The following is a 21,814-nucleotide window of genomic DNA, read 5'->3' as shown; positions in this document are numbered from 1 at the left end:
GTATCAACAAACTTGGCACACTATTGAGTTCTCAAACAACAGGTCGCTAATCCAAAGCAGTACCACCAGCCTCAGCTGGATCGCTCCGGAGCAACTTTTCAAACTTACCCGATCAACCAAATCTTTGCAAATCAACGTTTCCGCGATTCCCGATCCAGGCCTCGGCCCCACCCGTCACAAGCACGCTCAAAAGCGTGCCATTTTTCAGGCTGTCATCAAGGGGGTTGGCCTCCGCGGCTCTCAGCTCCAGGCTGTCTCACTCGCGGCGACTCAGAAGACATTACACGCCCACGGGCCCCGGCACAAATCACCCGAAACCGACCCCAAAACCCCGCAAACACGGGCCCAACACACTCATCAAGACCCCAAACCAGTAAAAACCCGAGAAAAACAACCTCAGTGAAGCCCGTCACAAAGCCCAACCACCCACCAGCCACACGGCCGCCGTCCCAACCCGACCACCGCCGTCGAACACCAGCCCAAACCCGAGGGACCTGAGAGAGCGACACCCCCAAACCCGAGGGACCTGAGAGAGCGACACCCCCAAACCCGAGGGACCTGAGAGAGCGACGGCTCCAAACCCGAGGGATGTGAGAGAGCGTCGGAAGGTGGCGGCGGTTATCCGGCAGCGCGCGTCCAAGCGACGAAGGAGCGAGCGCGCCGAGGATGACCGCCGCCTCCGCACCAACCACACCCTCCGCACCAACCACCGCCTCCGCGCCAACCACACCAGCCCACCCCCAGCCACACCACCCAACGCCGGCAAGAGTAAGCACGCTTAAACGCAAAAAGGGCCGGCAACCATAACGGTTGCCGGCCCTTTCAGAGCTTCGTGATTACCAGGAAGACTTGGTGATGCCCGGGAGCTCACCACGGTGAGCCATGTCGCGGAAGCGAACACGGGAGATACCGAACTTCTGGAGCGTGCCGCGGGGACGGCCGTCGATCTGGTCGCGGTTACGCAGACGGATCGGGGAGGCGTTGCGGGGCAGCTTCTGCAGGCCGAGGCGTGCAGCTTCGCGTGCTTCGTCAGTCGCGTTGGGGTCAACCAGGGTCTTCTTCAGTTCGAGACGCTTGGCAGCGTAACGCTCAACAATGACCTTGCGCTGCTCGTTGCGAGCAATCTTGGACTTCTTTGCCATGTGTTTAGCGCTCCTCTCGGAATTCGACGTGCTGGCGGATCTTGGGGTCGTACTTCTTCAAGACCAGACGGTCAGGATCGTTACGACGGTTCTTGCGGGTTACGTAGGTGTAACCGGTGCCCGCGGTGGACTTCAGCTTGATGATCGGACGTACGTCCTTGTCCTTTGCCATTAGAGCTTTACTCCTCGTGCCAGGATGTCGGCGACGACTGAGTCGATGCCGCGTACGTCGATTGTCTTGATGCCACGGGCTGACAGGGTCAGCGTGACGTTACGGCGCAGGGACGGAACCCAGTAGCGCTTCTTCTGAATGTTCGGGTCGAACCGACGCTTGTTGCGACGGTGCGAGTGCGAAATGCTGTGTCCAAAGCCCGGCTCGGCTCCGGTCACTTGGCAGTGTGCTGCCATGACTCTCCTCCAAAGATTGAATGTAACGGCGTGCAGATGTTCCTGCGTTGCCGTGCGACAGGCAGCGTCCGCATCCGGGTCCAAACCATTTCGATGGTTTCCGCAGCAAGTGCGGCGAAGAAGGTTGGCCTCAGGACCGGGCAGTGAAAATCACTGGAACAGATCCTGGGATACCGGGCGAATACAGGAATGCACGCAACTTGAGCCCCTAACTACCGGCCACCGGGATGTCAGTAAAACCAACAGTCACCACTAACCGGAGCAATTGCACACGATCCGCACTACCTAGCGCCTAACTATTCTACGGGCCAGGCCAAATTAAGACCAATCCGGCATCATACGCCCAAGAAGCCCACAAGCAGGACAGCCCGGATGAGTGTGGCGGAACGTATTTAAAGGGGGCGGATCAGTTCAGGATATTTCGGGCTCAAACCGTCGCCGGAAGAGACGCCCCGCACACGGCGGGCCACCCAGGGTGCCGCGGATTCCCGGAACCATCGCGCGTTGGCTTTCAATGCTTCAACACGATTCATCAGACGGACCGGCGCCAGTTCAGGAATCTCAATGACATGCTCGTGCTCAAGGACATCCAAGACGCGCTTCGCCATATTGACGTGGCCCGCTGTGGACATATGCATGCGATCCTCACCCCAGAGGCGCCAGTCGTCGTACTCGTCGAACCGCCAATAGTCCACCAGCAGGGCACCGTGGTTTTCGGCGATTTCGCGCACCAGTTCGTTGTAGATCGCCGTGCGGCCGCGCATGGCGCTGAAAACCTTCGAGCCCTTCGCATCAAAGCCGGTGAACAGGACCACGGTGGCTCCCGACGCGCTCAACTTGGCGATGCCGGCGTCGTACTCCTCCAAAAGCGAGTCAATATCGATCTTGGGCCGCAGGATGTCGTTCGCCCCCGCGTACAGCGTGACCAGGGTTGGATTCATGGCGACGGCGGCATCAACCTGCTCAGCCATGATCTGCCGCAGCTTCCGGCCTCGGATGGCCAGGTTGGCGTAGCCAAAGTCCGCGTTGCTGTGCGCGAGTTGCCCCGCGACGATGTCGGCCCAACCCCGGACGCCGTTGGGGCGGGCGGGATCGTCGTCTCCGACACCCTCAGTAAACGAGTCCCCAAGGGCAACATAGCGGGCAGAAAAATCCATGCCGCCAGTCTGCCACTTCAACACTCGAGGCCACAAAGCCCGCGACGGGCGGGCTAGGAGTCGCGCAGGATCCAGTGGTTGTTGTCCAAACGGGCAACGATTTTTTCGCCGATGCGCGCAAGGTCGGCTACGTCCTCGGGACTGAGCGAATCGAGCATCAAGGTGCGCACGGATTCCACGTGGCCCGGGGCGAGGGACACGATGGTGGACATGCCGGCGTCCGTCAGGTGGGCAACGGTTACGCGGGCGTCGCCGGGGTGCGCCTGCCTTTCCACCCAGCCGCGCTTCTGCAGTTTGGTGACCACGTGGGAAAGGCGCGACAAGGAGGCACTTGTGCGCGCAGCGAGCTCACTCATGGGGAGGTACCGGCCCTCGGTTTCGGAGAGCATAGCGAGTACGTTGTAGTCGAACAGGGACAGTTTGCCGGCCGACTGAAGCTGGGTGTCCAACGCCGAGGGGAGCAAGGTGTTGATGCTCAGCAGGGCCAGCCAAGCACGGCGTTCGTCGGCATTCAGCCAGCGGGGTTGAGTCATGCCTCCATCTTATGAGAATTCGCTACTTCCTTAGGTCGCGGCCCCGGCTCAGGCGATAGGCTGGCGGCATGTTTGTCGTCTCATTGACCTACAAAGTTCCCGACGAAATTGTCGATTTCCACCGCCCGGGCCACATGGCCTGGCTTAAGGACGCGTTCGACGGCGGCATCTTCCTTGCGTCCGGACGTCGCGTCCCAGCCACGGGAGGCATGCTGCTGTCCAAAGTGGACCGGGCCACGTTGGATGCCTCGCTGGCCAAGGACCCGTTCTACAGCAACGGCGTGGCGGAGTTCGAGATCATTGAATTCACGGCTACCAGCGTGGCCGAGGGTTACGAAAACCTGCTCGATAGCTGAATTGCGCGGCTTGTTCCCAGCCGTTCCGGCAGCACCACCGGCATGAGCTCCGGCCAGCGCGCCCCCAGACGGTCGCCGCTCGAGACGCCGCGGAACCGACGCGACAGCCAAGGCCCGACGTCGCGCCTCAGCCAGGCGACGTCGTCGGCGATGTTTTCGGCGCGGGTCCGCGGACGGGGCGCGGCGAGCGTTGGTGATTGGAGCGAGTGCGGAGCCCCGAGGACTTCAAGGACTTTCTTGGCCATGTAGCTGTGCCCGGGACTGGACATGTGCAGGCGATCGGGGGCCCACAGTCGCGGGTCCTGGAACTTCTCAAAGCACCAATAGTCCACCAGCAGCGTCTGATACGTCGCTGCAATACGCCGAATCTGGCGGTTGTAGATGGCAGTACGCACTTTGAGTGGTTCCAGCAGGGGAGACAGCGGAACGTTGTAACCGGTGAAGAGCAGGACCGTGGCTCCGCTGGCTTTGAGGCGCCGCACGGCATCCTCGTAGTCCCTGATGAGCTTGTTCATGTTGAGTTTTGCCATGAGGAGGTCGTTCCCGCCTGCGTAGAAGCTGACCAGCGTGGGATTCATGGCGAGGGCCGGCTCGATTTGTTCATCAATGATCCGATGGAGACGCCGCCCGCGAATGGCCAGGTTGGCGTATCGGGTGGTGTGGTTGTCCCTTGCCAGTTCTTCGGCCACCCGGTCCGCCCAACCCCGGCAGTTGTTGGGGAGCCGGAGATCGTTGTCGCCGACGCCCTCAGTGAAGGAGTCGCCAAGCGCCACGAACCGGATCTGGTGTTTCACTGCGTTGTCTCCCGGTCCTCCATGAGCTTTTTCAGGCCACCCTTGCGTGGAACTTTCACGGGTTCCGGCCAGCGCGGGCTGATGGAATCCCCCAGCGTGACACCGCGAAGTTTGCGTCCGAACAGCGGGACCACCCAGTCGTTGACCCAGCGGCGCTGCCGGCGCTCCCATTCGCGCATGGACATGCGCGTGGGCGGGTCCCATTCCTTCGGGGAGATCTTGTGCGGGACGTTGAGGTGGTCCAGCACCTGGGCGGCCAAGTACTTGTGGCCCGCCTTGGACATGTGGAGCCGGTCCGGTGCCCACATCCGGGAGTCCTTATAGGCATCGAAGCACCAGTAGTCCACCAGGATTGCGCCATATTTGGCGGCGATGTCGCGGACTCTCTGGTTGTAGAGGGTGTTGCGTTTCTTGAAGGGTTCCAAGACGGCCGACACCTTCACGTCGAACCCGGTAAACAGGACCAAGGTTGCCCCGGTTTCGCTCAGGCGCGCGACGAGCAATTCGTAGTCTTTGAGGAGAGCATCCATATCGGTACCGAAATCGAGGATGTCGTTACCGCCTGCGTAGAGCGTAATGAGCGTTGGTTCCATGGCCATGGCGGGCTCGAGTTGTTCGTCGATGACGTGCCGGAGCCTCTTGCTGCGCACTGCCAGGTTGGCGTACTCCCAGCCCGGCTGGGCCTTGGCCAACTTTTCGGCAACCCGGTCGGCCCATCCGCGGACCCCGTTCGGCAGGACCTTGCTCGGGTCCCCCACGCCTTCGGTGAAGGAATCACCGATGGCGACATACCGCCGTCGTGCTTTACTCCCGCCCCCGAATTCCTCCCGCACCCCAACGACGCTACCCGCCCCCGGTTACACCGGAGCCAACCCAAAGTGAACAAGCAAAACGGGAAGTGAGAGAGCGTCCGCCCCAAACCCGAGGGAAGTGAGAGAGCGTCCGCCCCAAACCCGAGGGAAGTGAGAGAGCGTCCGAAGGCCGGGTGGCGGGCATCCGGCAGCGTGCGTCAAAGCGACGAAGGAGCAGCACGCCGAGGATGGGCGCCACCCGGCCGTCAAACTGCGGCGACTCAGCGGGAAGGGCTTAGCCCTCCGCTTTGCCTCGTCGCCAGTAACCCATGAACGCAACCTGCTTGCGGTCAATACCAACGTCCCGCACCAGGTACCGCCGCATTTCCTTGATCACGAACGCTTCTCCGGCGATCCACGCGTAGAACGGCAGGGCGCCGGCGGGAAGGGTGGGGTTTTTGCTGGCTTCGATGGCTGCGGTGTCCATGCGCTGCGGGGTTTCCCAGAGGATGTCCTGGTCCACGTTGACGTCTTCGGGTTCGGGTCCGGCGGCGGTCCCGTCGCCCTTGATGCCTACCCAGCCGGGCACAGGAACTGCCTTGGTTACGGCTTCTTTGAGCAGTTCGCCGTGGGGACGGGAGCGTCCGATGGCAGCTCCGCGTGCGAGCCAGGTGATTTCGATGTCGGCTTCGGTGGAGATGTCTTGGAAGTCGCCGGCTTCTGGTACCTCAAGGAAGGCGTGCCCGGTCATGTCGGCGGGGAGGCTTTCGAGGATGGCGCTGATGGCGGGGACGGCGGTTTCGTCGCCGGCCAGGAGTATGCGCTGGGCGAGGCCCGGACGCCATTCGATACCGCCGTAGGCACCGGCCGTGGTGCACTGGGCTGCGCGGTTGTTGGGGCCGATGATGGTCAGGGCGTCGCCGGGCTTGGCTGCTTTGGCCCAGTTGGCGGCGGGTCCACCGTGGCCGGCGTCGTCGAAGTGCATGACGAAGTCGATGTCGATCTCGGGGTAGACGGCGTCGAGACGCTCAGAGCGCACGGTGTAGGTGCGCATGTCACCACGGACGGACGGGTCCATGGCCAACCATTCCTGGTACCAACCGGCTTCTTCCATCTTGAACGGAGGCAGCGGGATCTGCTGGCCGGAGGCGTCGAAGGACGGGATCATCAGCTTCACGCGGAGGTCCAAAGTGTCCCCTGCAACGCCGAAGTCTCGCAGTGAGTAGCCACCAAACGTGATCCGGCGGAAGTTGGGGCTGAGCTCCTGCACGGCCGTCACTGTGACGTCGAAGGCGAGGGTCATGGGCTCCACGGCGGCACTTGCTTTGGCCTGTGTTGGTTGTGCACTCATGAGGCGATCTCCAGTTCGTTGGTTGAAGCGGGGCGTGCGTGGTGGCGTCCGATGGGGACGATGAGCGGTGTGCCTGAGATGGGATCCGGAACCACTCGGGATTCCAGGCCGAAAACGTTGAAGACCAGTTCCTCTGTGACCACCACCGGCGCCGGACCTTCGGCCACGATGCACCCGCCTTTCATGGCGATGACATGGTCTGCGTAGCGTGCGGCGAGGTTGAGGTCGTGGAGCACGATCGCCACCGTGGTGCCGCGGCTTCGGTTGAGGTCCGTGATCAGGTCCAGGACTTCCACCTGATGTGCCAGGTCAAGGTATGTGGTGGGTTCGTCCAAGAGAAGGACGTCGGTTTCCTGTGCCAGAGCCATGGCGATCCAGACCCGTTGGCGTTGCCCGCCTGACAGTTCGTCGATGCTCCGCTCAGCGAGTTCAAGCGTGGCGGTGGCGTCGAGCGCGCGCTGCACTGCGGCGTCGTCGGCTGCGCTCCAGCTGCGGAAGAAGCCTTGGTGGGGGTAGCGGCCGCGGCCTACGAGGTCCCGGACGGTGATGCCGTCAGGAGCGGTGGGGTGCTGCGGCAGGAGGCCGAGTGTCCGGGCGAGTTCGCGGGCGGGCCGGGTGTGGATGTCTTTGCCGTCCAAGGTCACCGTGCCGCGGGCGGGCTTGAGCAGCCGCGAAAGACCGCGCAGCAGGGTGGACTTGCCGCAGGCGTTGGCGCCCACGATCATGGTCACTTTGCCTTCGGGGATTTCGGTGGAGAGTCCCTCCACAACCTTGCGTGCCTCGAATTGGAGCGTCAGGTCCTGGGCATTAAGGATGGCCATGTCAGGCTTCCTTTCGGTTCGACGTGACCAGCAGCCACAGCAGGAAGGGTGCACCGAGGGCGCCGGTGATGACGCCGACCGGGAGGACGGTTCCGTCGAGGATGACGGGGGCGATGTTGGAGGCGAAGAAGTCGGCCATCAGCACGATCAGCGCACCGGTGAGGGCCGACGCCGGGAGGCTGGGTTTGCGGACGATGCGGCGGGCAATCGGGCCGGCGAGGAAAGCAACGAACGCCACCGGACCGGCGGCAGCAGTTGCGACGGCGGCAAGCCCGACGGCGGTCAGCACCAGTCCCAGCCGGGCGGCGTTGACCTTGATGCCAAGGCCCGCGGCTGCGTCGTCTCCGAGTTCGAGGATGCGCAGCGGGCCGGCGAGGGCAATGACGGCGGGGAGCAGGACCAGCAAGGAGACTCCGAGGACGCCTGCGCGCTCCCAGTTGGAGGAGTTCAGGGAGCCGTTGAGCCAGATGAGGGCGTCGGCTGCGGTGCGGATGTCCGCACGAGTCATAAGGAAGTTGACCACTGCGTGCAGTGCAGCAGCGATGCCAACGCCTGCAAGGATCAGGCGGTTGCCTGCGGCGTTGCCCCGGCTGCCTCCGCCCGCGCCCGAGCCGCTGCGGGAGATCGCGTAGATGATGGCCGCGACGCCGAGCGCTCCGCCAAGGGCGGCCCAGGAAACTACCGCTCCGGAGGCACCGAAGATCACGATTGCCGTTACGGCCGCCGCGCTGGCGCCGTAGCTGATGCCGATGATGTCCGGGCTGGCCAGCGGGTTGCGCAGCATGGTCTGGAACAGGGCGCCGGCCAGGCCGAAGGCGATGCCGATCATGGTTCCAACGACTGCCCGGGGCAGCTTGTGTTCCATCACGATGAAGCTGGCGCCGGGGATTTTCTCGCCGCCGGTCAGGTGGTTGATGACGATGGTGAAGAAGTCCGGGATGGTCACGGTGTAGCTGCCCAGGAGCACGTAGACCGCGAACATGACGATGACGGCGAGCCCGAGGAAAAACGTTGGGCTCAGCACGCGCCGAAGTGACAATAGATGACCATGTTTGCCCGCATCATTGGCATTAAGTGCCAACTCGGTGGGGAGTTTGTGAACAGTCGTCACAGTCCAGCCCCCTTTCCGCGGCGGATGAGCCAGACGAAGACCGGGGCCCCAATGATCGCGGTCATGATGCCTGCAGGGACTTCGCCCGGGAGAAGGATCACGCGGCCGATGATGTCGGCGGTAATCAGCAGGATGGGGGCCGCAACGGCGGAGAACGGCAGGATCCAGCGGTAGTCCGGCCCGGTCAGCGAGCGGACAGCGTGGGGAATGACCAAGCCGAGGAAGGCGATGGGTCCGGCCACGGCAGTGGCGGATCCACAGAGCAGCACGATTCCCAGCCCGGTGATGCTGCGGGCCAGGGTGACGTTTTGGCCGAGGCCGCGGGCAATGTCGTCGCCCAGGGCCAGGCTGTTCAAAATGCGACCGCCGGCCAGGACAATCACGGCCCCGACTGCGAGGAACGGCAGCGCGGGTAGGAGGACGGACCAGTCACGTCCGCCAACGGTGCCCACCTGCCAGAACCGGAAACGGTCAAAGGTGTCCTGGCTGGAGACCAGGATGACGTTCATCAGGGAGAACAGGCCGGCGCTCAGGGCCGCACCCGCCAAGGCGAGCTTGACCGGCGTCGCACCGTCGCGTCCCCTGGATGCGATGGCATAAACCACGACGGCGGCCGCTGCGGCGCCGATGAAAGCGAACCAGATGTAGCCGGACAGCGAGCCGATGCCGAAAACGTAGATCCCCACGACGACAGCAAGGGCAGCACCGGCATTGAGTCCCAGGATGCCGGGATCGGCCAGTGGGTTACGGGCCACGCCCTGCATTGCTGCGCCCGCCAAGCCTAGTGCGGCGCCGGCGAGCAGACCCAGCACGGTGCGGGGAATCCGGGCGATGACCACCGCGTGGTTACCATCTGCCGGATTGAAGTTGGTGAGTGCTTCCCAAACGGCACTAAGGGGCAGCCCCCGTGCGCCGACCGCCAAGGATGCGACGCAAACTGCTGCGAGTACGACGACGGCGGCCAGCAGCCAAGCGGTGCGCTTGCCTGCCGTGCCTCGGGAACCGGTTCCCCTTCCGGTTCCCATGACGCCAGGGGTGATGCCTCCCGGGCCAGCCGACACCGAAGTGCCGTTGCCCCGCCCCTGGACTGCCGTCGTCGTACTCAGTTTCATTGCAGTTACTTGCCGGCTGCGTCTGCTGCTGCGCCCAGCTGCGGCAGGAACGTGTCCAATGCCCACGGCAGGCTCAGCGGCGATGAAGCGGAGAGCGACAAGGTAAGGCTCGAGTTCGTGTCAGCGATGAAGGAGCCCTTCTTGACGGCAGGAATCTGGCTGAAGAGCGGGTCAGCCTTGATGGTGTCGGCGGTGGCAGTGTCCGCGACCCAGGTGATGAAGACATCGGAATCGAGCTCGTTGGCCTTCTCGGCGGACCACGGGATGAAGAAGTCCGTGGACGTCTTGATGTTCTGCGTAACCACGGGAGCGAGCTTCATGCCGATTTCGGAGAGGAAGCGCGGGCGGTTGTCGATGGCCGTGTAGAAGCCGGTGGAGGCAGGCGTCACTGGATCGAGGTTGCCGTAGATGAAGGTCTTGTCCTTGATCTGCGGGTACTTGGAGACCTTGTCCTGGATGGTGGCCTCGGTGTCCTCGATCAGCTTCTTGGCCTCGGCTTCCTTGCCGAGGGCCTTGCCAATAATGGTGGTGCTTTCCTGCCACGGCGTACCAAAAGCGAGCTCCGGCTGTGCCACAACGGGGGCGATTTCGCTGAGCTTCTTGTAATCAGCCTCTTCCAGGCCCGAGTATGCGGCCAGGATAACGTCCGGGCTGAGCTTTGCGATCTCGGTGAAGTTGATGCCGTCAGCCTCGGAGAACTGGACCGGAGCCTTGTCGGTGCCAAAACCGGCGCCGAGCTTCTCCAGTGCTGCGTCCTTCCAAGGTGTTGAGCCCTTGTCGTTGTTGCCCCACTCGTTCTTCGGAACACCAACGGGGACAACGCCCAAGGCGATCGCGACGTCATCATTGACCCACGAGACGGTAACTACGCGCTTGGGCTGTTCCTTGATGGTGGTCTCACCAAAAACATTCTTGATGGTCACGGGGAAAGCCGCGGATGCTGCCTCGGAAGAGGCTGGAGCCGAGGTGGAGGGGCCGGTGGAGCAGCCAGTGAGGGAAAGAGCGACGGCGGCCAGGGCGGCCGTCGCGGTTCCTGCTGTTTTCAGCAGGGCGCGGCGTGGGAGAAGGGAAGCCACGGGACTCCTTAAGTAAGTGATGCGAACCTAAGTAAGGCTAGCCTAGCCTGCCGATAATTAAGAAACGTTTGCGTCACGTAATCCTCCCACTGGGGCGGATAACCGTCCAGCATGACGCAGGTCACACCCTCGCTCACATCCCACGCCCTTCAGCCGGACCCTCTCTCACATCCCACGCCCTTCAGCCGGACCCTCTCTCACATCCCACGCCCTTCAGCCGGACCCTCTCTCAGTGGACATCTGCCCGAAAGTTTTGAAAGTATTGGCGGCAGCGGACTACCGCTTCTTTGGATAATGACGAGGGGATGAGCGTGCGCACTGTTCCAGTTGCCGCAGCCATGGTTGGCGAGGTGGCCGTTTTGGCCTGCTTGGCACTCCCCCGCGCGTCGGCATCTTTTTAGGTTTCCAGGCACCCGCCCCTTATTGAGGGCCTCAAAGCTGTGCCGCTTTCCTTCCTCGGATGACCGACGCCTTCAGCCATTTCCCGCACGCCCATCATCAGCCTGCGGACGTCGACCATTTCCGAAAGAAGCTTTGCCATGCAGAAAATCACTGCCCAACAGATCCGTTCGTCCTTCATTAACGCCAGTCGTTCCGAGGCCTCCAAGCTGAACCTCCCCCGCGACTTCGACTCCCTGGACTGGGACAACTTGGAGTTCCTCGGTTGGCGCGACGAGAAAATGCCCCAGCGCGGCTACATCGTGTATACGCACCGGGGCAAGCTCACCGGGATCATGCTCCGTGCTCCTGAAGGCGGGTCCGGGAAGAGGCGCGTAGTCCTCTGCGAACTGTGCCGCGACGTGTTCTCCAAGGACGACGTTTACCTGTGGGTCGCCAAGAAGGCCGGACAATCCGGCAAGGACGGGAACACAGTGGGGACACTGATCTGCGCCGAGTTCGGCTGCAGCGCCAACGTGCGCAAGGAACCACCCGTCAACGAGATCAACCCGGACCCGGCCGCCGTCGTCGTTCGACACATCGCAGGACTGGAGTCCAGGACCGAACAGTTCCTGGACCGCGTCCGCGCCAAGTAGGCCAATGTAGCTGGCAGTAGTGGTTGTTATGAGGGCTCAGAACAACCACTACTGCCAGTCAGTTGGGTGCCACGGACCCTACCGCAGGACGATGTCCACGGGGTTTGCCTCCGACCGCCACGCCCCGGGCTCGCCTGGCCCGGCAATGACTGGAGCCGTGAGCACTCCCGAGCGGTTGGTGCGCTTGTCCCGGAGGATTTCAGTGACGGAGCCAAGGTGCCTCGACAGGTCAATGACGTTCTCCGGAGCGGCCAGCAGCAACTGGAACCCGAACTCGTGAAGTGCTTTGATGCCGGCGCCGGCGAATTCTTCGGAAGCCAGCACGAACGCCTCGTCCATCATCACCGTGCCGTAAGTGGTGAATCCTTGCTCGGCGATGCCCAACTGGTAGCTCAGCGCAGCGGCCATGATGAACGCCGTGAAACGCTGGCGCTCACCGCCGGACATGGACCCGGTATCGGCGTGCATGAAGACATCGGTCTTCTTCTTGCCTGCTTTGCCGGAGCCACCGGCTTTGCCCGATTTCGGGGCTACCTCGCGGTGTTCCTTGCACTGAATGAACAGGTGCCCGCGGACGTCCAGCACCTCAGCCCGCCAGCGCCGATCCTCCGGCGTCTGGGATCCGAGCCGCTTCACCAGGGTCTCCAACGATTTATAGCGTGCAGTGAGCTCGGCGTCGTCGTCGATTTCTGCCGTTGAACCAGCGGCGGCGGCACGCGAGGGCCTGGTGTGCTTCGCCTTCAGGGCGTTTTGGATCGCATCCTTGAACTGCTTGGCCGTGGCCGGGAGCGTCTGCTTGATGTCCAGTTCCAGGAAGCTGCCCTCATGGAAGTTCACCTGGGACAGGATGCCGTTGAGCGGCAGGATGCGGCTGGTGATGCTGCGGCGCTCCTCATCCAGCAAATGCAGGAGCGTGCTGAACGACTCGTGCGTGCGCTGGTTGAAGAACAACCGGAACTCGGCCTCTTGGGCGGGTAGGCCGTCACTCACGATCGCGTGGTAGCGGGATTCGAAGTCCCCGGCCGCGCCGATCGACGTTCCGTGGTCCGCGCTGATGGCGCTTCCCCAGTCGCGAACGAATGCTTCGAACATACGGGTCAATCGTTCGGCTGTGGCCTGGCCGCGCGATTCCGCGGCGTGCAGCTCGTCGAGCAGCTTGTTGCGGACACTGTTGGCCAAGTTGTCGAGTTCGTACAGCTCGGAAACCTCAGCGGCACCGACGAAGTACGGTTCCAGCGCGGTGACGGTGGAAGCCGACGGCGGTGTCTGCTCAAGCTTCAGCCTCGCCGCATCGAGCAGGCCGTCAGCGGTTGTCATCTTGTGGTCCAGCGCTTTGTACTCGCTCTGGAGCACAGCGGCGGCGCCTGTGGAGGACTGGTGCTTTTCGCGCACGGCTTCGATGTTGGCACGCAACGGCTCAAGGTCCGCCTGCGCGGCCAAAGCATCTGTCAGGCGTTGTTCGATTCGAGCAAGTTCGTCCGCGGCCACGGCTGCGGACACTTGTTCCCAGGGCCGTTCGTCTTCAGCGACGCGACGCAGAGCTTCGAGCTGCCGGGCCATGCCTTGGTGCGAATCCTCGCGGCTTTGTGCAAGTTCCGCGGCCTTGACGAGCTCGTTTTCCAGCTCCCCCACTCGCGCGGCGACCAGTTCAAGCTTGGAGGCGTTGTCGAAACCGAGGACGTAATCCTGCCGGCTCGTGAACCGGTCGTCCTTCTCCACAGTGTGCCTGTTGCGTTTGACCACGCCACCCAGGCTCAGGCCCTTGTCCATCGAGGCAAGCTCATCCGGATCCTCGACACACGGGTAGGCGAAGTCCAAGGCGATCCGCTCGCGGATCCACTCACCGGCGTCGGCATTGGCACCCGAGGTAAGGATGCTCAACTTAGTCAAGAGATCGCCGTCGGACACGTCCTCCACAGCCAGCGCACCGCCGGCGAGTGGCTTGGAAACATCAACAGCGCGCAGCGCGCCCCGGACGGTGTTGTCGTTCAAGTAACGGGTGACCGCCGCGAAGTGCTCGCCGGGAACCAGCAAAGTGGTAGCGAGGTTGCGCAACGCCCGTTCGGCAGCGGGACGCCACTGATCCTGCCCTTCGGCGAGGTCGATCAGCTCACCGCCAAACGGCATCCGCTCTTCCGGGACGCCTGTTGCGGCTGCGATGGCGGCGCGGTTTTCAATACTCGACGGCGGCAGCAGGGACTTGCGCGATCGCAACGACAACAGCTCCTGCTGAGCCGCCGCAAGCTCTCGTTTCTTCGTGGCATGGCCGTCGAACGCCTCGAAACGAAGCTCCTTGAGCGCTTCCGAATCGTCCTTCAACTCGGCCGAGCGGGCAGCTGCCTGCTCATGCGCCTGATCCCAGCCCTCGGCCGACCATTCAAGGTTAAGTCCGGCGTCGGCCAACGCCTTCTTGGCCGAATCCTCAACCTGCTGGCGCAGCTTCAGGCCAACCTTGGCGTTCTCCAACGACTGCTCAATCGCCGAAATCGCGTTGCCGCCGCGGTTGTTGTAATCCAGTTCAAGGTCACGGAGGTCTTTGGACAAGGCGTCCCGCACAGTGCGCTCAGCCGCCAATTCCTGGGCCTTGGACTGGGCCAACTCCTTGAAACGGGCCAACGTCTTGGCGTGGACTGTGACCGCAAGCTGCTGCTTGTAGGCCTCAAATTCCTCCCCGGCCAGCTCCCGGAGGCGGTTCGCGTCCAGCAACGCCTGCGCGTACTCCTTGTTCAACCCGGGAACCGGAGCCAACTGGTCACGCTGCTGCCGAACGTCTTCCAATCTCTGCCGGATGGACATCAGGTTGCTGAACTCTTCCACCACATCATCAGCGGCAGCCAACGTGGCCGGAGCGTCGAGCACCTGATCGCGGAAGAACGTATTCACGCTGCCGCCCAAGCCCTTACCGGCCTGGATCACGCGAAGCAAAGGAAGTGCCTGGTCCGAGTTGATCCCGAGCAAGCGACGGAAGCGCTCCGCGAACGCCTTGTGCACATCGAAGACCTGCCCGTCCGGGAAGATCGACTCCAGCGCGCCCTTGGTGAACCGCTTCTGCGCAATCCCCTCGATCGCTTCAAGGTCCAACGGCTTGCTGTCGATCACATAAAAACGCCCGACACTCGACTCCGTGCCATTCTTCGGCAAGTCGAACAGCGCCGACACCGTCACCTTCGTGCCGGCCGCATTATCAAACGTCAACGCGACGGCGGACCACGTGGCGCCCGGACGCTGGAAGGCACTCGCCGAGCTGTCTCCGACCGCCTTATCACCAACCTTGCCGCGCATGTACGTGAACGTGGTCCTCTTGTCCTCCACAGCACCGCCGGAACGCTGGGCAGCGGCCTCGTTGGAGCGCGGGCGAGCATCAAAAACGCGGAGCATCGCATCAAAGAGAGTCGACTTACCCACGCCCGAGTTACCGGTCAGGAGGGTTCCCTTGCGGTCCACGTGCATGGTGTGGGCTCCATGGAACGTGCCCCAGTTGACCACCTGCACCAACGCGAGGCGCATCTGGCCGGGGTTGGTGAGCTCGCCGAGCGGGAGCATGCTTGCGATGGTCACTTCTGTGTCCCGTCAGTCGTGGTTGCGTCCGCGGCGGTGCTTACGTCAGCGCGGTCGTCACCTTCAGGGTCGTCGTCCACGTCATCACCTGAGGGGTTGGGTTGGTTGGAGTCGGAGGAGTCGAGATCCAGCAACGGTTCTGTTCCGGATTCGTCGGCTGCTACTGCTATCAGGGCCTCTATTTGGGCCGGGATGTCGCCGATGTTTTCGAACGGGAGGGCCAGCGGGAGGGCGTTGCTGATGGTGTACGTGTCGTCCAGCGGGGTGGGGAGGATGAGTTGGCGTGCCAGGAGTTTGGTGATGGTGCGGGTGACCACGTCGGAGTCGCGGAGGGCGTCTTGTTGGCCCGCGGGTGTGTAGTTGGCGACGAGGTCGGAGATTTCTTCGCGGGTGATGGTCGGGTCTGTTTGGGCTGTGACGTGGCGGTCCAGCAGGAGGCGTAGTCGCAGCAACACAATGGTTTCCACGCGGCTCAGGGCGCGCTGCTGCCTGAGGATGCTGGAGCGGGAGCTGGCGCCGATGACTTCCGGGTCCACGGGGCGAAGGACCGCGATTTTGCGGTCGTGATCGAGCTGGAGGGTGAGGAACAGCTCGGAGAGGCGGCTGCGGAGGATCAGTTGGTTGTCCAGCAGCGTGGTCCACAGTTTCTCGTCGCGGCCACCGTCGATGTAGGGCCCCTTCAGCAGTTTCACCAGTGCATGCCGCACCTTCATGGGCAGCACACCAGTGTCGCCGGGGAAGAGCGCGGCGCCGTCCACGAAGGTGTCCCGCGGAGTAATGCGGAACGGATCCGCGTGGCTGACCTCGGGAGCCGGCTCAGCCTCGACACCGACTTCAGCCACCGCTTCGGTGACTTGGTCCGCTTCGGTGACGTCCGTCGTCGTGATTTCCTCAGTCATCAGAATCCTCATTCAGCGAGACGACAGGCAAGTACGCCGTGCGGATGCTGCCGTCGATTTGTTCGAAGTCGATGTGTTCCCATGCGGCCCTGTCGAAGGCGGCGCCCGTTTGCAGCGCCATGGACAGCAGGGTTCGCACAGTGTTGATGTGCCGTTCTTCGGCGGGCAGGTTTTCCCAGGCGTCGCCCAGCGTGGCTGCACCGGCCATGGCTGCCCGAACCACCGCGGGTTTTGCTTTTCCGGTGCGCGCTGACCGCACCCGGTCCGAGTCGCTGAAGGCGATGGGATCGGCCAGGCGCGGGGGTGTGGCAAATTCGTCGGGGTCGAAAAGTTTGACCATGGCCAACGACTCGAACCCGGCGTTGAACAGCACGGGCCCGCGGACCAGGCTGGGGCGGTCACGTTCGTAGGGCATGGATCGGATGGCTTGTTCGGCTTCGGCCAGCACCTTGCGCAGGCTGACTGATTGCCGGACGTCGTCGCTCTGGATGTAAGTGTTCAGGCTTTCGGAAAGCTTGCCGTAGATGCGCTGGATCTGGCTGTGCTGGGTGCGCAGTTCGGCTACCAGGTTTTTCAGCGTTTCGCGGTCCTCGTGGCTGAGGTCGTCCGCGAATTGCCGGCTCAGTACCTCGCCGATCGCCGAGCGGAACCGCAACTGCTGCTGCGGATCCTCCAGGAAAGCGGTGAATGAGCGGAAGGTACGGCCTTCCGGGCTCTGCCGCAGGCGCTTGTCGGCTTCCAGAACCTGGGCCATGGTGGCGCCCTTGCTCAGGGATTCTTCGATGATCTGGTTGCGGAGCTCGCCCACCAGTTCTTCGATGCGGTCACGCATTTTCTTGTAGTCGGCAGGCAGGCTGGCCGCGAGGTCAAGGATGTTGCCGGCCGCTTCAACGGCTTCCTCATCATCCAGGAGCCCGTCGAACTCGCCGGAACTGATGTCTTCCACCAGTTGCTGGCGCTCCTGGATTTCCTCTTCGAGGGCTTCCAGTCGTGCGCTCTGGTCAGGGTTGGTCTCGTTGGCGAGCTTCTCCACGTCGCCCAGCAGCGTGCCCAGCCGGGAACCGTTCAGAGTGGAACGCTCGCTGGAGAGGCTGTCCAGGAACGCAAGCACACGAGCCGCGGGTTCGGTGACTTCGTAAACGATCTGACCTGATTGGTTGCGCCGGGTCAGGAACTGTTTCCGGGTCCATTCGTCGCCAAAGAGCTTGCCGTTCTGCTGGCCGCCCAGCGCCGGGTCCTGCCTGCGGAGCTGCTCCAGGAAAGCGTCGACGTCGGCATGGAACTCTTCCAGAGGAAGCTGCGGCCGGGTGCGGGTGAAGGATGCTTGTAGCACCGCGATCACCCACGGCGCCGACCGTGTCAGGGCCCACGCGGGGCCCCTGGTCAACTGTTCGAGGTCACGGAGCCGCGCGCTAATGGCATCGGCCGAGGACATGGCTGAACGGGACAACTACTCTCCTTCAGCTGCTGCGAAACCTGGCTGGCAGCGAAAACTGCCCCGTACAAGGTTAACGCAGAGCGTCGCGCGGACCACCGGCAGGGCGAAGGTGCCGTCGAGCGCGCCTCACGAGCCGTCGTCGTGCCCGCCGGAAGCTTGCCCGCCGCAACCATTCCGTAACCTACCGTGCGGTATGGTTTCGATCCCATATCAACGCTGCCACGGCGCGCTTCTGCACTAGCCGGAATGTACCCCCGCCCCTAGTGTCAGATCATCGACGCAGCCACGCCGCGTCAACCCACGCACCGTCGCCCCGGGGGGAACCATGGATTTCGACTTCACTGCGCTTGAAACAGCCACTTACGTATTCATTGGAACGCTGGTCTTCGCTGCAATTCTGGTGGCTTTTATCGCCGCCGCAGCAATGGCAACAATTATTCTCATCGGAGCAATGGGCATTGCCTGGTATTCCGTTAAGGCGGTGCTGGGTGGCCTGATCCACGGCATTAACTTTGCGTGGGACCGAGTGGTTCACCACGCCGGACAGGTGGAAATTCCGGCGGAATTCCAGCCGCAGGTTTCCCCTAGCACGGGTAGCTACTCGCGGGTAGCATTGAGGGACAGCTGAAGGTTCGCACCTAAGGCGGACCCTGGCTCCATCCGGCAACACCGGCTAGAGGAGTTATCCCATGACGTCCGCCACTGACAACAGTCTCGCCGCCGCAAGCGTCAACGCCACCGCAGAGGAAGCGCGCGCCGTCGCCGAAGCCGCGCGCGAAACAGAATGGAACCGGCCCAGCTTCGCCAAGGGCCTCTATCTGGGTAGCTTCGACCTCAGTTTGATCCACCCTTGGCCGCAAGCCAAAACAGACGATGTTCAGCGGGGCGAGGAGTTCATGGCCGAACTCCTCGCCTTCGCCAAAACCATGTCCGGCCGCGTGATCGAGCGCGACGCCAAAATTCCGGACGAATACCTGAAAGGGCTCGCGGACCTGGGTGTTTTCGGCATGAAAATACCGCGGGAATATGGCGGATTGGGCTTGTCCTTGGTCTATTACGGCCGCGCACTTGCACTTCTTGGGTCGGTTCATCCGAGCCTGGGCGCCCTGATTTCCGCCCACCAATCCATCGGGGTTCCGGAGCCCGTGAAGGAATTCGGCACATCAGAGCAGAAGCAGGAATACCTGCCGCGTTGCGCAGCCGGCGCCATTACAGCCTTCCTCCTGACAGAGCCCGACGTCGGCAGTGACCCCGCGCGCATGGGCGCCACTGCCGTACTGTCCGACGACGGCGCCTCTTACCTTTTGGACGGCGTGAAACTGTGGACCACCAACGGCGTGATCGCCGAACTCGTGGTGGTGATGGCCAGGGTACCTTCACACAGCGACGCCGACGGCACCGAGCACAAGGGCGGCATCTCCGCGTTCGTTGTGGAGATGGACTCCCCCGGCATCACTGTGGAAAACCGCAACGCATTCATGGGCCTGCGCGGGATCGAGAACGGCGTGACCCGCTTCCACCAGGTCCGGGTTCCCGCCGCCAACCGGCTGGGCCGCGAAGGCCAAGGCCTCAAGATTGCCCTCACCACGTTGAACACTGGACGGCTTTCCATACCCGGCCTCTGCGTTGCCGCCGGGAAGTGGAGCCTGAAAATTTCCCGCGAATGGTCCAACGCCAGGACGCAGTGGGGCCGTCCCGTGGGCAAACACGAGGCCGTGGGCAAGAAGATCGCGTTCATCGCCGCAACCACTTTCGCGTTGGAGGCCGTGTTTGAACTGTCCGCCGAGATGGCCGACGCCGGGTTGAAAGACATCCGGATCGAGGCCGCCCTGGCCAAACTGTGGTCTACGGAACTGAGCTGTCGGATCGCAGACGAACTGGTGCAGATCCGCGGCGGCCGGGGCTTCGAAACGGCCGACTCACTGGAAGCCCGGGGCGAACGCGCAGTCCCGGCTGAGCAACTTCTCCGGGACCTTCGCATTAACCGGATCTTCGAGGGCTCCAGCGAGATCATGAAACTCCTCATCGCTCGCGAGGCCGTGGACGCACACCTTGCCGCCGCGGGAGACCTCGCCTCAGCGGATGCGAGCCTGCAGGACAAGGCGAGGGCCGCCGTCGGGGCCTCGGGCTTCTACGCTCGCTGGCTCCCCAAACTCGTAGCTGGCGCTGGCATGGATCCCAGGTCCTATGCGGAGTTCGGGCGCTTAGGCAAGCAGCTTCGGTTTGTGGAGAGGTCGTCGCGGCGACTTGCCCGGCAAACCTTCTACGGCATGGGCAGGTGGCAGGCCAAACTTGAGCACAAGCAGGCGTTCCTGGGCAGGATCGTGGACATCGGCGCTGAACTGTTCGCCATGGCAGCCAGCTGTGCGCGGGCGGAGATGCTGCTCCGGACCCACCCCGAACAAGGCGCCACAGCGTACGAGCTGGCTGAGGCGTTCTGCGAACAGGCGCGGGTGCGCGTGGACGAATACTTCGATCAGCTGTGGAGGAATACTGACGACGGCGACCACGACCTTTCGCGTAAGGTCCTCGCCGGCGATTACGCCTGGTTGGAAGCCGGTGTCCTGGACCAGTCCGAAGGAACCGGCCCATGGATCGGCGATGCCTCGCCGGGCGCTTCAACCAAGGAGAACCTGCACCGCAACTACAGGTAACGCCTTCCCGCTGTGTTCCTTCCCAGTTAGTGCGGGGAACACCATGACTTTGGCAGGTCAGGCCGCGGAACTACCGTGATCGGCGCCCGGCAATATGGAGGCAACTGGGAAGGAACGCCACTAGCGCACGTCCCCGTCCACATAGAACCAACGCTTGTCCTCCCGCACGAAACGGCTGATTTCGCGCTGAACGCCGCGTTCGCCGTCGAGCCTGTAGTGCGCAGCGAACTCCACTGTTCCCGTCGTGTCCAGAGGACCACCGTCGGATGTGGAGATGATGTCCAGCCGGCGCCACTCCATGTCCGAATCGAGATCCATGGACGCTGGACGGGTGGAGGCGTGCCAGGTGCGCAGGAGGTAGCCCGGGTCCAGCACCACGAAAGCCGAATACCGGGAGCGCATGAGCTGCTCGGACGTCGGGGCGTCAGCGTCGCCGCGGTGGTAGCGTCCGCAGCAATCGTCGTACTGTTCGCCGGAGAGGCAGGGGCAAGCGCCGTTGCGGAGTCGGGCTAAGTCAGGGGTCACGAGGTCCCAATCTGAGGCTGGAAATGAGAGCTGGGCAACATATTTTCCCACGCCACATAACAGCTTTGAAACAACCCCGCCAGAGGGTGGGGCGGGGCGTGATTCCGTCGGTGCTGGACCTTAGGCTATATATGCAAGCTGGGTGGGCATTGGGCGCATCACAAAACGACGGCCAGGGGAGGCTAACGTGGAGGATCCGACAACACTCGCCATCAACCTGACGTATTTGGGCACACTCGGACTCGCGGTCCTCATGTTCCTGGGTCTCGGGTTGATCATCATCATCACTTTGGTGATTGCCGGAGTTGGGCGGCTACTGTCGATCATTCTCCTGGCGATGATTGGGATTTTCCCCAAGAAGGACACCACGCCCATCGTTCACCTCCCTCAGCACCCGGCACATGTGACTGATCCCGTGGCTGCCGAGGACGATTCCGTGCCTTCTGCGGCGCCGGAGCCTGCTTTCGTGACCGCTGCTCCTGCCGCACCGGAACCTGCTGCCGTTAACCCGCAAGTTGCTGCTGCCGCGCCCGCCGCGCCGAAACGCGACCTCTTGGCAGATGTCCGACGGCGGCTCTCGGGTGCCACGTCCGCCCTCAAGGAAGGCGCGTGGAAGGCTAAAGTCGACCCCCGCAATCTGCCGAAACCGGCGGAGGTCAAATCAGTGGTGGAACATCAGACCGCCCACCATCCGATCGTTGTTGCGGCCGCCAAGGAACCGCCTGTGCTCGCGAAGGACTGGGCGGACGCCGTTGCAGAAGCAGACGAACGGGCTGCCGCACGCGCCAAAGCGCAACAGCCACCGGCCATCAGGGTCACCGTCCGCGACCTTGACGAGCCGACGCCGTCGTCCAACGGCAAAACTCCGGCTCCCAAGCGTCCGGATTTCCCGCCTAAGAGGCCGGACAGTGGACCCACGCAGTCCGGCGCAACCAAGAGCCCGGCCCCGGGCAATGGGGCAAAGAAACCAGGCCCGGACACTTCCAAGAATGGAAAGACTCCGAGCCCGATTCGCAAAGGTTCGCTTAGCGGCGCCAGCCGCAACTCCTAGATG

22 protein-coding genes are annotated in these 21,814 nt (G+C 63.0%); 6 read left to right on the top strand and 16 right to left on the bottom strand.

The annotated features are described in order from the left end of the window. The first annotated feature begins 608 nt into the window (after positions 1–608). On the top strand, positions 609–782 hold the full coding sequence (locus AC1RJY_RS23220; RefSeq protein WP_498603655.1) for a hypothetical protein: 174 nt from the start codon (positions 609–611) through the stop codon (positions 780–782). Between the two features lie 54 nt (positions 783–836). On the opposite strand, the gene rpsN is transcribed toward AC1RJY_RS23220, so the two are convergent. The 5 genes from rpsN to AC1RJY_RS23195 all read right to left on the bottom strand — a co-directional run bounded on the left by rpsN (position 837) and on the right by AC1RJY_RS23195 (position 3,240). Then, on the bottom strand, positions 837–1,142 hold the full coding sequence (rpsN, locus tag AC1RJY_RS23215; protein WP_011776360.1) for a 30S ribosomal protein S14: 306 nt from the start codon (positions 1,140–1,142) through the stop codon (positions 837–839). 4 nt (positions 1,143–1,146) lie between these two features. Continuing rightward, positions 1,147–1,314: a 50S ribosomal protein L33 gene (rpmG, locus tag AC1RJY_RS23210; protein WP_003798558.1), complete on the bottom strand. Its 168-nt coding sequence runs from the start codon at positions 1,312–1,314 to the stop codon at positions 1,147–1,149. Further along, the gene (rpmB, locus tag AC1RJY_RS23205; protein WP_011776361.1) at positions 1,314–1,550 is read right to left on the bottom strand and encodes a 50S ribosomal protein L28; all 237 of its coding nucleotides are present in this window, start codon (positions 1,548–1,550) and stop codon (positions 1,314–1,316) included. The genes rpmG and rpmB overlap by 1 nt, the downstream gene beginning before the upstream one ends. Positions 1,551–1,942: 392 nt before the next feature. Beyond that, positions 1,943–2,707 carry an SGNH/GDSL hydrolase family protein gene (locus AC1RJY_RS23200; protein WP_011776362.1) on the bottom strand — a complete coding sequence of 255 codons (765 nt, stop codon included), beginning with the start codon at positions 2,705–2,707 and terminating at the stop codon, positions 1,943–1,945. 53 nt (positions 2,708–2,760) lie between these two features. Next, a complete protein-coding gene (locus tag AC1RJY_RS23195) occupies positions 2,761–3,240 on the bottom strand; it encodes a MarR family winged helix-turn-helix transcriptional regulator (protein WP_011776363.1) in 480 nt (159 codons plus the stop codon). A 68-nt stretch (positions 3,241–3,308) separates the two neighbouring features. Here AC1RJY_RS23195 and AC1RJY_RS23190 point away from each other — a divergent pair, with 68 nt between their 5' ends. Next, on the top strand, positions 3,309–3,596 hold the full coding sequence (locus AC1RJY_RS23190) for a YciI family protein (protein ID WP_498603654.1): 288 nt from the start codon (positions 3,309–3,311) through the stop codon (positions 3,594–3,596). Here AC1RJY_RS23190 and AC1RJY_RS23185 read toward each other — a convergent pair. The 7 genes from AC1RJY_RS23185 to AC1RJY_RS23155 form a co-directional block, all read right to left on the bottom strand. Continuing rightward, complete coding sequence (locus AC1RJY_RS23185; protein WP_498603652.1) at positions 3,572–4,390, bottom strand: SGNH/GDSL hydrolase family protein; 819 nt, start codon at positions 4,388–4,390, stop codon at positions 3,572–3,574. The two genes, AC1RJY_RS23190 and AC1RJY_RS23185, sit on opposite strands and share 25 nt — an antisense overlap. Continuing rightward, positions 4,387–5,223 carry an SGNH/GDSL hydrolase family protein gene (locus tag AC1RJY_RS23180; RefSeq protein WP_014922996.1) on the bottom strand — a complete coding sequence of 279 codons (837 nt, stop codon included), beginning with the start codon at positions 5,221–5,223 and terminating at the stop codon, positions 4,387–4,389. The genes AC1RJY_RS23185 and AC1RJY_RS23180 overlap by 4 nt, the downstream gene beginning before the upstream one ends. A 253-nt stretch (positions 5,224–5,476) precedes the next feature. Then, a complete protein-coding gene (locus AC1RJY_RS23175; RefSeq protein WP_011776367.1) occupies positions 5,477–6,532 on the bottom strand; it encodes a siderophore-interacting protein in 1,056 nt (351 codons plus the stop codon). Continuing rightward, the gene (locus AC1RJY_RS23170) at positions 6,529–7,353 is read right to left on the bottom strand and encodes an ABC transporter ATP-binding protein (RefSeq protein WP_498603650.1); all 825 of its coding nucleotides are present in this window, start codon (positions 7,351–7,353) and stop codon (positions 6,529–6,531) included. Before AC1RJY_RS23170 ends, AC1RJY_RS23175 begins: the two co-directional genes overlap by 4 nt. Before the next feature lies 1 nt (position 7,354). Further along, on the bottom strand, positions 7,355–8,464 hold the full coding sequence (locus AC1RJY_RS23165; RefSeq protein ID WP_498603649.1) for a FecCD family ABC transporter permease: 1,110 nt from the start codon (positions 8,462–8,464) through the stop codon (positions 7,355–7,357). After that, complete coding sequence (locus AC1RJY_RS23160) at positions 8,461–9,576, bottom strand: FecCD family ABC transporter permease (RefSeq protein ID WP_498603648.1); 1,116 nt, start codon at positions 9,574–9,576, stop codon at positions 8,461–8,463. Before AC1RJY_RS23160 ends, AC1RJY_RS23165 begins: the two co-directional genes overlap by 4 nt. A gap of 5 nt (positions 9,577–9,581) precedes the next feature. Next, complete coding sequence (locus AC1RJY_RS23155) at positions 9,582–10,652, bottom strand: iron-siderophore ABC transporter substrate-binding protein (RefSeq protein ID WP_498603647.1); 1,071 nt, start codon at positions 10,650–10,652, stop codon at positions 9,582–9,584. 539 nt (positions 10,653–11,191) lie between these two features. Between AC1RJY_RS23155 and AC1RJY_RS23150 the strand changes: the two genes are divergently transcribed. Beyond that, entirely contained in the window at positions 11,192–11,686 is a 495-nt protein-coding gene (locus AC1RJY_RS23150) for an FBP domain-containing protein (RefSeq protein ID WP_014923001.1), read from the top strand. Positions 11,687–11,764: 78 nt separating this feature from the next. On the opposite strand, the gene AC1RJY_RS23145 is transcribed toward AC1RJY_RS23150, so the two are convergent. Genes AC1RJY_RS23145 through AC1RJY_RS23135 form a run of 3 tightly spaced genes read right to left on the bottom strand, consistent with a single transcriptional unit; the run spans position 11,765 to position 17,593 of the window. After that, positions 11,765–15,244 carry an ATP-binding protein gene (locus AC1RJY_RS23145; RefSeq protein WP_498603645.1) on the bottom strand — a complete coding sequence of 1,160 codons (3,480 nt, stop codon included), beginning with the start codon at positions 15,242–15,244 and terminating at the stop codon, positions 11,765–11,767. Further along, complete coding sequence (locus AC1RJY_RS23140) at positions 15,241–16,143, bottom strand: DUF4194 domain-containing protein (RefSeq protein ID WP_498603644.1); 903 nt, start codon at positions 16,141–16,143, stop codon at positions 15,241–15,243. The genes AC1RJY_RS23145 and AC1RJY_RS23140 overlap by 4 nt, the downstream gene beginning before the upstream one ends. Then, on the bottom strand, positions 16,136–17,593 hold the full coding sequence (locus AC1RJY_RS23135; protein ID WP_498603643.1) for a DUF3375 family protein: 1,458 nt from the start codon (positions 17,591–17,593) through the stop codon (positions 16,136–16,138). Before AC1RJY_RS23135 ends, AC1RJY_RS23140 begins: the two co-directional genes overlap by 8 nt. A 313-nt stretch (positions 17,594–17,906) precedes the next feature. Here AC1RJY_RS23135 and AC1RJY_RS23130 point away from each other — a divergent pair, with 313 nt between their 5' ends. Next, positions 17,907–18,209, top strand: a complete 303-nt coding sequence (locus AC1RJY_RS23130) for a hypothetical protein (protein ID WP_498603642.1) — start codon at positions 17,907–17,909, stop codon at positions 18,207–18,209. A gap of 61 nt (positions 18,210–18,270) precedes the next feature. Then, a complete protein-coding gene (locus AC1RJY_RS23125; protein ID WP_011776377.1) occupies positions 18,271–20,235 on the top strand; it encodes an acyl-CoA dehydrogenase family protein in 1,965 nt (654 codons plus the stop codon). A 120-nt stretch (positions 20,236–20,355) separates the two neighbouring features. Here AC1RJY_RS23125 and AC1RJY_RS23120 read toward each other — a convergent pair whose 3' ends face one another. Continuing rightward, complete coding sequence (locus AC1RJY_RS23120; RefSeq protein ID WP_498603641.1) at positions 20,356–20,811, bottom strand: YchJ family protein; 456 nt, start codon at positions 20,809–20,811, stop codon at positions 20,356–20,358. Positions 20,812–20,947: 136 nt separating this feature from the next. Between AC1RJY_RS23120 and AC1RJY_RS23115 the strand changes: the two genes are divergently transcribed. Then, on the top strand, positions 20,948–21,811 hold the full coding sequence (locus AC1RJY_RS23115; RefSeq protein ID WP_011776379.1) for a hypothetical protein: 864 nt from the start codon (positions 20,948–20,950) through the stop codon (positions 21,809–21,811). The last annotated feature ends 3 nt before the right edge of the window (positions 21,812–21,814 follow it).

It is taken from the genome of Arthrobacter sp. GW822-FHT05G07 (assembly GCF_058799755.1).
Note: the sequence above shows the minus strand (reverse complement) of the source record. Positions and strands in the feature narration are given on the sequence as shown.